We start from the raw sequence: 10429 nt of genomic DNA on the forward strand, positions 1-10429 counted from the left end.
CGCCTCCCTTACGCCTTCTCGATGTTAACTAAAAACGCTTTGTATTCCGGCGTTTGCGAGTTTGCATCACCGACATTCGGCGTCAGGGTGTTGGCGATAAAGCCTTTACGCGCGACTCCTTCAAAGCCCCAGTGGATTGGGATCCCAACCGTTTCTACCTGCTGACCGTTGACGTTCAGGGTACGCAGACGACGAGTGACCACGGCAACTGCGCGAATAAATCCACGTTTGCTGCTGACTTTCACGTGATCGCCGTTGTTGATCCCCTTCGCTGCCGCCAGCGTTTCGCTGATTTCCACAAACTGCTCCGGCTGGGCAATCGCATTCAACAATGCGTGCTTGGTCCAGGTATGGAAATGTTCGGTCAGACGATAGGTCGTCCCGACGTACGGGAAGTCCTGTTTCGTGCCCATACGGAGTTTATCCGCCTCGTACAGACGCGCTGCCGGGTTGGAGATCACATTCGGGTGCAGCGGGTTAGTGCCAAGCGGCGTTTCCATCGGCTCGTAGTGTTCCGGGAACGGACCTTCCGCCATCTTATCGATAGCAAACAGACGCCCCAGCCCTTCCGGCTGCATGATAAACGGATTGGTGCCACTGCCCGGTGCTGCGGTATTGAAGTCAGGGATATCGTTCCCCGTCCACTTCGTACCGTTCCACTGGATAAGCATGCGTTTTGGATCCCACGGTTTACCCTGCGGATCCGCCGAAGCGCGGTTATACAGCACGCGACGGTTCAGCGGCCATGCCCAGGCCCAGCCCAACGTATTACCGAGGCCTGACGGGTCGGCGTTATCGCGATTGGCCATCTGGTTGCCCTGCTCGGTCCAGCTGCCGGTATAAATCCAGCAGGATGATGACGTAGAACCATCATCGCGCAGCAGCGCAAAGCTGTTGAGCAACTGACCTTTTTTCGCAACCAGCACGCCGTTGGCATCATAGAGATCTTCCAGCGCATAGCCGTTGTTCTCTTTCGCCACTTCTTCGGAGTGCGGTTCGTCCGGCTGCTTATAGTTCCAGCTCATTTTCAGAACGGGTTCTACAGCTTTACCGCCTTCAGTGCGATACATGTCGCGCAGGCGGTGGTAAATACCGGCAAGGATCTCGCCGTCGTTGCGGGCTTCACCCGGTGCGTCCTGACCTTTCCAGTGCCACTGCAGCCAGCGGCCGGAGTTGGCGATGGAGCCGTCCTCTTCCGCAAAGCAGGTAGAAGGCAAACGGAAGACTTCGGTCTGAATCGACGCCGGATCAACGTCGTTTGATTCACCGTGGTTCTGCCAGAACGTTGAGGTTTCGGTCACCAGCGGATCGATAACCACCAGATACTTCAGTTTGCTGAGGCTCTGCACCACTTTGTTTTTGTCCGGGAAGGACGCAACAGGGTTAAAGCCCTGACAGATGTAGCCGGTGACTTTCCCGCTATCCATCATGTTGAAGTATTTAATGACGTCGTAGGACTGATCCCACTTCGGCAGCCACTCAAAGCCCCAGTCATTTTCTTTCTGCGCTGCATTGCCGTAGAAAGATTTCATCAGGCTGACGAAGAACTTCGGATAGTTGCCCCAGTAGTTAACCTGATCTGCCAATGTCGCTTTTGGCGTGTTTGCGGCCAGATAGGTTTGCAGGTCTGTCTGTTTCTCTGACGGCAGCGTCAGGTAGCCCGGCAGGCTGGTAGAGAGCAGACCTAAGTCGGTTAACCCTTGAATGTTGGAGTGGCCGCGCAAGGCGTTGACACCGCCACCTGCCATCCCCATGTTGCCGAGCAGCAACTGGATCATCGCCATGGTGCGGATGTTCTGTGCCCCGACGGTATGTTGAGTCCAACCCAGCGCGTACAGGAACGTGGTGGTGCGATCGGCTGCGCTGGTGGAAGCCAGCACTTCGCAGACTTTCAGGAAGTCTTCTTTCGGCGTACCGCAAATGTTTTCCACCACATCCGGCGTGTAGCGGGAAACGTGCTGTTTTAGCAGGTTCCAGACACAGCGAGGATGGCTTAACGTTTCATCGCGTTTCGCGTAGCCGTTTTCATCGAACTGGTAGTTCCAGGACGATTTATCGTATTGGCGTTTTTTCGCGTCATACCCGCTGAACAGACCGTCTTCAAAAGCATAGTCATCCCGCACCAGCAGGCTGGCGTTGGTGTAATGCTTAACGTATTCAGCGTTAATTTTGTTGTTTTCAATCAGGTACAGCAAGACGCCGGACAGGAACGTAATGTCCGTGCCGGAACGAATTGGCGCATAGATATCCGCCACCGAAGCTGTACGTGTAAAACGAGGGTCAACAACAATCAGCGTGGCATCATTGTTGTTTTTGGCTTCCATCGCCCAGCGGAATCCCACTGGATGTGCTTCAGCGGCGTTACCGCCCATCACCATCACGACGTTAGCGTTTTTAATATCAACCCAGTGGTTGGTCATCGCACCGCGACCAAATGTTGGAGCAAGACTTGCTACCGTTGGTCCGTGTCAGACGCGCGCCTGGTTGTCTACTGCCAGCATGCCGAGTGAGCGCACAAATTTTTGCGTCAGCATGCCGGTTTCATTACTTGCCGCAGATGCACACAGCATCCCGGTTGAAAGCCAGCGGTTTACCGTTACGCCCTGCTCATTCTTCTCAATAAAGTTGGCGTCACGGTCAGTTTTCATCAGCTTCGCGATACGGGTGAATGCTTCATCCCAGCTGATACGCTGCCATTTGTCGGAACCTGGTGCACGGTATTCCGGGTAACGCAGACGGTTTTCACTGTGCACGTAATCCAGTAATCCTGCGCCCTTAGGGCATAATGCCCCACGGCTCACCGGATGATCCGGATCCCCTTCAATATGGTAAATCGACTCTTTGGCGTTTTTTGCTCCATCTCCCAGGCTATACATTAATAGCCCGCAACCTACGGAACAGTATGTGCAGGTGTTTCGGATCTCTTTGGCGCGTAACAGTTTATAGTTTCGCGCCTGAGCCAGTGCCATTTTGGGTGCAAAACCCAGAGCAGCTACTGTTGTTCCCGCCATACCGCCCGCGCAGATTTTAAAAAATTGTCTGCGGCTGACGTCCATTGCTTTCCTCTTTTTTGCAGGGATTCGTACAGGACATCTCTCAGATCGCGCCAGCGCGGCATAATTGAAAGATGACATGTACAACTTCGCGACGAAACTATCAGCTATATCCATATTTTTTTTGCGTCAAATCAATAACGAAACGGTTCCGCTACTAAATAGTGCACTTTGTTTAACTTTTGTACCTATAAGGGGGTAGATAAAAGGTAATTAGTTAGCGCGCTACGGTGTAAAAGTGCTATAAATTTCAGCTTAAATTTTTACCAGCACCATGGACAGATAATCAGAATGACAAAACATAAAGCGACGTTAATTGGGCTCATTGCCATCGTGCTCTGGAGCACGATGGTCGGGCTAATGCGTGGGGTAAGTGAAGGACTGGGTCCTGCAGGTGGCGCAGCAATGATTTTTTCGTTAAGTGGCCTGTTGCTGATTTTTACCGTCGGCTTTCCGAATATCAGAAAAATTCCTGTGCGTTATTTAATCGCGGGTAGCGTGCTTTTTGTTACTTATGAAATATGTTTAGCGCTGGCTCTCGGTTATGCGGCTACTCGTCACCAGGCTATTGAAGTCGGTATGGTTAATTATCTCTGGCCGAGTCTGACGATATTGTTTGCTATTTTATTTAATGGTCAAAAAACAACCTGGCTGGTAATCCCAGGATTAATTATCGCATTGACCGGGGTTTGTTGGGTATTGGGTGGCGAAAATGGCCTTAATCCTGGTGAAATTATAAACAACGTTGCCAGCAGCCCGCTGAGCTATTTCCTCGCCTTTCTTGGCGCATTTATCTGGGCAACGTATTGCACGGTGACCAATAAATACGCAAAAGGCTTTAACGGTATTACCGTATTCGTGTTACTAACGGCTGCAAGTTTGTGGGTTTACTATTTTATGACTCCGCAACCAGAAATGAATTTCAGCACTTCGGTGACTATTAAAATGTTCTCAGCGGCATTAACGTTAGGATTTGCCTATGCGGCGTGGAATATTGGCATTTTGCATGGCAACGTGACCATCATGGCCATAGGTTCCTATTTTACCCCAGTGCTCTCCTCCGCCCTGGCTGCTGTGTTACTCAGCGCCCCGTTGTCGCTATCTTTCTGGCAGGGTGCATTGATGGTTTGTGCGGGTTCGCTACTTTGCTGGTTGGCAACACGCCGCGCCTGAAAAAAATCCGGGTTTTATCGCGCAAATCTAAAACCCGGCTACACTGTAATCAAATTAATGAATAATAAATGTTCATTCCATTTGTGGTTTATGTTTATTTTTGTTTAATTTAATGTTAAATAATTGGTGGTTAATCAACTCCCGAAAATATTGCATTCTTATCTATATTCCTCAGTATGTATATATTATACCTGCGTGACTAACGCCATTTAAACCATAGACGGCACAATAGTCCCCTACGTAAATATACCCATTCAGATTTGTCACATATAAAGATTAATACAATCAGCTATATTATGTAGATCTGGATCACACAACTTCAAATATTTCGCAATATTATGAAACTTATTATTGAACTTATACCACTGCGTCATTTAAAAATAGTTTGCCATTGACGAACCCCTTCGTTTAGCAATGGTTTAGGAAACACACCAAGAAAAAATTATAAGGATTATTTAGAATGAAACTTAAATTAGTTGCAGTGGCAGTGACTAGCCTGTTGGCGGCAGGTGCGGTAAACGCAGCTGAGGTATATAACAAAGACGCAAACAAACTGGATATCTACGGTAAAGTTCACGCTCAGCATTACTTCTCTGACGACACCAGCAGCGATGGCGACAAAACCTACGCGCGTCTGGGCTTCAAAGGCGAAACTCAGATCAATGACCAGCTGGTTGGTTTTGGTCAGTGGGAATACGAATTCAAAGGCAACCGTTCCGAAAGCCAGGGTTCCGAAGCAGACAAAACCCGTCTGGCATTCGCTGGCCTGAAATTCGCTGAATACGGTTCTTTCGACTACGGTCGTAACTACGGCGTAGCTTACGACATCGGCGCATGGACCGACGTCCTGCCTGAGTTCGGTGGTGATACCTGGACCCAGACCGACGTATTCATGACCCAGCGTGCTACCGGCGTTGCTACCTACCGCAACACCGATTTCTTCGGTCTGGTTGAAGGTCTGAACTTTGCCGCTCAGTACCAGGGCAAAAACGATCGTACCGATGAAGTTGAAGCGAACGGTGATGGTTTCGGTCTGTCTACTACCTATGAATACGAAGGTTTCGGCGTTGGTGCTACCTATGCGAAATCTGACCGTACCGATCGTCAAGTGCGCAACGGCACCAACGGTCTTTACGCTTCAGGTCAGAATGCGGAAGTGTGGGCTGCTGGTTTGAAGTATGATGCGAACAACATCTACCTGGCGACCACCTACTCCGAAACCCGCAATATGACCACATTCGGTAAAATCGACGGTATTGCTAACAAAACTCAGAACTTTGAAGCTGTTGCACAGTACCAGTTCGACTTCGGCCTGCGTCCGTCCATCGCTTACCTGAAATCCAAAGGTAAAGATCTGGGTGCATACGGCGACCAGGATCTGGTTGAATACGTAGACTTGGGTGCTACCTACTACTTCAACAAAAACATGTCCACCTTCGTTGATTACAAAATCAACCTGCTGGATGACACTAACTTCACTAAAAATGTTGCGCAGATCAGCACTGACAACATCGTGGCTGTTGGTCTGAACTACCAGTTCTAATTTTGTTGTAGTCTGAATACAAAGCCAGTCCTTCAAGGGCTGGCTTTTTCTCTTAATGTAGACTCGGTCATAAGGAGTATGCCGTGCAGACATTCACTGGTCGTTGTCTTTGCGGACAGAGTCATTTTACCGTTGACGTCGAAATGCTGGATGTCTATGCCTGCCACTGTACGCTGTGTCAGAAATGGTCAGGCGGCATCGCCATGTATCTGGAAGCCAGCACTCACCCGCTGATGTCGCCAGAATCGGCAGAACCTTCGCACTTTCCTTCTTCAAATCGTGGTGAACGGTTCTTCTGTTCCGGCTGCGGATGCCCACTGTGGTTTACGTTGACGGACAGCGATCGCTACTTTATTCCGTGGACACTTCTGGAACTTAATGAGGTAGATCGCCGCCGCCTGATATTAGCGGCAGAAATCTATACGGAAACACAGCCTGCGTTCTGGAGATTGACGGGGCAATACGCTCGACTGAGTGGGAAAGAAGTCGAAGAGATGGATTACCCCTGTCATTTAGCTCACTAGTTATTAACGTTGTACCTTTGCCAGACTGAACCACATTCCTCTCGCTAATATGATAAGCATGCTGCCGGCGCTGCTTAAGGCCACGCTATGTGACCAGGTGAACGCTTCTCTGGCAGCCGTCAGCAATGCCTCACTCAGTGACGACGGGAGCGAGTGCGCCAGTTGTACCGCCTCCCCCATTGACGATGTGGCTCGTTCTACTTCCTGCGGATTCAGTCCGGCTGGCGGCAGAATCGATGCAGAAAAGCTGCGGCTCAACAGTAAACCAAAGATAGCGATCCCAAGTCCTGCCCCCAGTTCATAAGCCATTGTCTCGATGGCACCCGCGGCGGCGGCTTTTTCCGCCGGCGCTGCTGCCATGATAGCCGCCGTTGAAGCCAGAAGCGCACTGGCGGCGCTGAAGCCGAGCAAAGCCATCAAAATCCAGGCTTGTACCTGTTGGCTACTGAAATCCGTCATCGCCAGGCCGTAAAAGCTAACAGCGCTCAGCGCCATGCCCGCCGTTGCCACACAACGTAATCCCAGACGTGAAACCAACATACCGGCAATCGGTCCGCTGAAACCACTGGCCAGCATCACAGGCAGCATGAACAACCCTGCCTGATACGGTGTTAAGCCGTGGACAAACTGTAGCTCCTGCGCCATCAGCAACTCAAAACCCACCAGCGTTATCATCGCGGTCATGGCCATCACTACGCCGCTTAAAATGATGCGATGCGTGAACAACCGCATATCAATCATCGGGCGGGCTGCCGCAAGCTGGATGCGGACAAACTGCCACAACAGCAAAGCGCCGGTTAACAGCGTAAGGGCGATGGCAACGGTCGCCGTATGCCCTTTCAGCGCGGTTTTAGCGCTGTAAACCAACAGCAGAATGGCAACAATCAGCATGATCGCATGACCAAAATTTAACGATTGATCGCGACGTCCAGCCTGGCGCGGCACTAAGCGTGCGGTTAAAGCCATTACCACCAGGACAATCGGCACATTAATTAAGAATACGGACCCCCAGTAGAAGTGCTCCAGCAGCATCCCGCCAACCAGTGGGCCAAACGCCGCACCGCCGGAACCGACCGCCGCCCAGACGCCGAGAGCCATATTTCGATGCCGTTGCTCAGAGAACGTGGCGCGAATACCCGCCAGCGTTGCCGGAACAATCATCGCCGCGCCAATCGCCAATACCGCCCGGGTGGCAATCAGCCAGCTTGCGCTATGAGCAAAAGCGGCCGCCAGCGATGCGAGACCAAATAATCCACCGCCTAACAGCAGCAGACGTTTAAAGCCGATGCGATCCCCCAACGCACCCATTGGCAATACCATTCCGGCCATTACCAGGGAATAAATATCAATGATCCACAGCAGCTCGTTACCACTGGCACCCAGCGTCATACTCAGCGTGGGCGCGGCAACGTGCAGCACCGTTGCATCAATCGCAACAGGGATGTAGACCAGCACAATAATGACTAACGTTAACCACTGACGAAACATAAAACTCCCTAACGAAACCAAAACTGGACACATGTCCAGCTTTAGCGATCCTACGGAAAATTGAACATATGTCCAACTTTTTGTTAGACTGCGATCTATACGGGTACAGGAGGAATGATGAGCTATCTAAATCGGGATGAACGTCGGGAAGTGATTCTGCAAGCAGCAATGCGTGTCGCACTTGAAGAAGGATTTTCCGCCATGACTGTTCGACGCATTGCTGCAGAAGCTCACGTCGCGACGGGCCAGGTACAGGGGTCTGACGCTCAGTGGAACGAAAACTCACGTTAAGGGATTTTGGTCATGAGATTATCAAAAAGGATCTTCACCTAGATCCTTTTAAATTAAAAATGAAGTTTTAAATCAATCTAAAGTATATATGAGTAAACTTGGTCTGACAGTTACCAATGCTTAATCAGTGAGGCACCTATCTCAGCGATCTGTCTATTTCGTTCATCCATAGTTGCCTGACTCCCCGTCGTGTAGATAACTACGATACGGGAGGGCTTACCATCTGGCCCCAGTGCTGCAATGATACCGCGAGACCCACGCTCACCGGCTCCAGATTTATCAGCAATAAACCAGCCAGCCGGAAGGGCCGAGCGCAGAAGTGGTCCTGCAACTTTATCCGCCTCCATCCAGTCTATTAATTGTTGCCGGGAAGCTAGAGTAAGTAGTTCGCCAGTTAATAGTTTGCGCAACGTTGTTGCCATTGCTGCAGGCATCGTGGTGTCACGCTCGTCGTTTGGTATGGCTTCATTCAGCTCCGGTTCCCAACGATCAAGGCGAGTTACATGATCCCCCATGTTGTGCAAAAAAGCGGTTAGCTCCTTCGGTCCTCCGATCGTTGTCAGAAGTAAGTTGGCAGCAGTGTTATCACTCATGGTTATGGCAGCACTGCATAATTCTCTTACTGTCATGCCATCCGTAAGATGCTTTTCTGTGACTGGTGAGTACTCAACCAAGTCATTCTGAGAATAGTGTATGCGGCGACCGAGTTGCTCTTGCCCGGCGTCAACACGGGATAATACCGCACCACATAGCAGAACTTTAAAAGTGCTCATCATTGGAAAACGTTCTTCGGGGCGAAAACTCTCAAGGATCTTACCGCTGTTGAGATCCAGTTCGATGTAACCCACTCGTGCACCCAACTGATCTTCAGCATCTTTTACTTTCACCAGCGTTTCTGGGTGAGCAAAAACAGGAAGGCAAAATGCCGCAAAAAAGGGAATAAGGGCGACACGAAAATGTTGAATACTCATACTCTTCCTTTTTCAATATTATTGAAGCATTTACCAGGGTTATTGTCTCATGAGCGGATACATATTTGAATGTATTTAGAAAAATAAACAAATAGGGGTTCCGCGCACATTTCCCCGAAAAGTGCCACCTGACGTCTAAGAAACCATTATTATCATGACATTAACCTATAAAAATAGGCGTATCACGAGGCCCTTTCGTCTTCAAGAATTTTATAAACCGTGGAGCGGGCAATACTGAGCTGATGAGCAATTTCCGTTGCACCAGTGCCCTTCTGATGAAGCGTCAGCACGACGTTCCTGTCCACGGTACGCCTGCGGCCAAATTTGATTCCTTTCAGCTTTGCTTCCTGTCGGCCCTCATTCGTGCGTTCTAGGATCCTCCGGCGTTCAGCCTGTGCCACAGCCGACAGGATGGTGACCACCATTTGCCCCATATCACCGTCGGTACTGATCCCGTCATCAATGAACCGGACTGCCACGCCCTGAGCGTCAAATTCCTTTATCAGTTGGATCATATCGGCAGTGTCGCGGCCAAGACGGTCGAGCTTCTTAACCAGAATGACATCACCTTCCTCCACCTTCATCCTCAGCAAATCCAGCCCTTCCCGGTCTGTTGAACTGCCGGATGCCTTATCGGTAAATATACGGTTTGCTTTCACACCTGCGTCTTTGAGTGCTCTGACCTGAAGATCAAGAGACTGCTGACTGGTTGAGACCCGAGCGTAACCAAAAAGTCGCATAAAAATGTACCTTAAATCGAATATCGGACAACTCATGTCTATTATTACAAATTTACGATTTAATAGACATATTAATGTAACAGTTTTACGATGTCCGATAATTTATAACATTTCGTACGGTTGGAAAAATGTTACTAAATGCCCGTCAGGCAGGGAGGCCGATATGCCCGTTGACTTTCTGACCACTGAGCAGACTGAAAGCTATGGCAGATTCACCGGTGAACCGGATGAGCTTCAGCTGGCACGATATTTTCACCTTGATGAAGCAGACAAGGAATTTATCGGAAAAAGCAGAGGTGATCACAACCGTCTGGGCATTGCCCTGCAAATTGGATGTGTCCGTTTTCTGGGCACCTTCCTCACCGATATGAATCATATTCCTTCCGGCGTCCGGCATTTGGCACTGTTGCAAAGTTAGCGATGAGGCAGCCTTTTGTCTTATTCAAAGGCCTTACATTTCAAAAACTCTGCTTACCAGGCGCATTTCGCCCAGGGGATCACCATAATAAAATGCTGAGGCCTGGCCTTTGCGTAGTGCACGCATCACCTCAATACCTTTGATGGTGGCGTAAGCCGTCTTCATGGATTTAAATCCCAGCGTGGCGCCGATTATCCGTTTCAGTTTGCCATGATCGCATTCAATCAC

General features: G+C 49.9%; 8 protein-coding genes and 2 pseudogenes. 5 read left to right on the plus strand and 5 right to left on the minus strand.

The genetic code is table 11. The features are described 5' to 3' along the window. Nucleotides 1-8: 8 nt before the first annotated feature. Nucleotides 9-3056: a formate dehydrogenase-N subunit alpha gene (fdnG, locus tag ACHHZ7_RS19235; RefSeq protein WP_095533095.1), complete on the minus strand. Its 3048-nt coding sequence runs from the start codon at nucleotides 3054-3056 to the stop codon at nucleotides 9-11. 288 nt (nucleotides 3057-3344) lie between these two features. Between fdnG and yddG the strand changes: the two genes are divergently transcribed. From yddG to ACHHZ7_RS19250, 3 genes are all read left to right on the plus strand, one after another. Next, nucleotides 3345-4226 (plus strand): aromatic amino acid efflux DMT transporter YddG, encoded by an 882-nt coding sequence (yddG, locus tag ACHHZ7_RS19240; RefSeq protein WP_060682193.1) that lies wholly within the window; start codon nucleotides 3345-3347, stop codon nucleotides 4224-4226. 460 nt (nucleotides 4227-4686) lie between these two features. Continuing rightward, nucleotides 4687-5769, plus strand: a complete 1083-nt coding sequence (gene ompD, locus ACHHZ7_RS19245) for a porin OmpD (RefSeq protein ID WP_008784801.1) — start codon at nucleotides 4687-4689, stop codon at nucleotides 5767-5769. Between the two features lie 143 nt (nucleotides 5770-5912). Beyond that, the gene (locus ACHHZ7_RS19250) at nucleotides 5913-6293 is read left to right on the plus strand and encodes a GFA family protein (protein WP_100247241.1); all 381 of its coding nucleotides are present in this window, start codon (nucleotides 5913-5915) and stop codon (nucleotides 6291-6293) included. Nucleotides 6294-6296: 3 nt separating this feature from the next. Here ACHHZ7_RS19250 and ACHHZ7_RS19255 read toward each other — a convergent pair whose 3' ends face one another. Beyond that, on the minus strand, nucleotides 6297-7781 hold the full coding sequence (locus tag ACHHZ7_RS19255) for an MFS transporter (protein WP_395149143.1): 1485 nt from the start codon (nucleotides 7779-7781) through the stop codon (nucleotides 6297-6299). 117 nt (nucleotides 7782-7898) lie between these two features. Here ACHHZ7_RS19255 and ACHHZ7_RS19260 point away from each other — a divergent pair. Further along, nucleotides 7899-8033 (plus strand): annotated as a pseudogene (locus ACHHZ7_RS19260) (TetR family transcriptional regulator); the annotation flags it as partial. A 149-nt stretch (nucleotides 8034-8182) separates the two neighbouring features. Here ACHHZ7_RS19260 and ACHHZ7_RS19265 read toward each other — a convergent pair. Both ACHHZ7_RS19265 and ACHHZ7_RS19270 read right to left on the minus strand, forming a co-directional pair. Beyond that, entirely contained in the window at nucleotides 8183-9043 is an 861-nt protein-coding gene (locus ACHHZ7_RS19265; RefSeq protein WP_000027057.1) for a broad-spectrum class A beta-lactamase TEM-1, read from the minus strand. A 182-nt stretch (nucleotides 9044-9225) separates the two neighbouring features. Beyond that, nucleotides 9226-9783: a recombinase family protein gene (locus ACHHZ7_RS19270; RefSeq protein WP_001235713.1), complete on the minus strand. Its 558-nt coding sequence runs from the start codon at nucleotides 9781-9783 to the stop codon at nucleotides 9226-9228. A gap of 163 nt (nucleotides 9784-9946) precedes the next feature. Between ACHHZ7_RS19270 and ACHHZ7_RS19275 the strand changes: the two are divergent. Continuing rightward, nucleotides 9947-10195: pseudogene (locus ACHHZ7_RS19275) on the plus strand (DUF4158 domain-containing protein); the annotation flags it as partial. 39 nt (nucleotides 10196-10234) lie between these two features. Here the strand turns inward: ACHHZ7_RS19275 and ACHHZ7_RS19280 are convergent. After that, nucleotides 10235-10429 (minus strand): DDE-type integrase/transposase/recombinase (locus tag ACHHZ7_RS19280; protein ID WP_000321898.1); only part of this gene is annotated, 195 nt, incomplete at its 5' end.

The sequence above is a fragment of the Citrobacter freundii complex sp. 2024EL-00216 genome (assembly GCF_043945515.1).
GTDB lineage: Bacteria > Pseudomonadota > Gammaproteobacteria > Enterobacterales > Enterobacteriaceae > Citrobacter > Citrobacter portucalensis.

Bases quoted from the DNA above. Each gene is read 5' to 3' on its own strand.
- ACHHZ7_RS19255 (WP_395149143.1), bottom strand. From the start codon at position 7,781: ATGTTTCGTCAGTGGTTAACGTTAGTCATTATTGTGCTGGTCTACATC.
- ACHHZ7_RS19250 (WP_100247241.1), top strand. From the start codon at position 5,913: ATGCTGGATGTCTATGCCTGCCACTGTACGCTGTGTCAGAAATGGTCA.
- ompD (WP_008784801.1), top strand. From the start codon at position 4,687: ATGAAACTTAAATTAGTTGCAGTGGCAGTGACTAGCCTGTTGGCGGCA.
- ACHHZ7_RS19270 (WP_001235713.1), bottom strand. From the start codon at position 9,783: ATGCGACTTTTTGGTTACGCTCGGGTCTCAACCAGTCAGCAGTCTCTT.
- ACHHZ7_RS19265 (WP_000027057.1), bottom strand. From the start codon at position 9,043: ATGAGTATTCAACATTTTCGTGTCGCCCTTATTCCCTTTTTTGCGGCA.
- yddG (WP_060682193.1), top strand. From the start codon at position 3,345: ATGACAAAACATAAAGCGACGTTAATTGGGCTCATTGCCATCGTGCTC.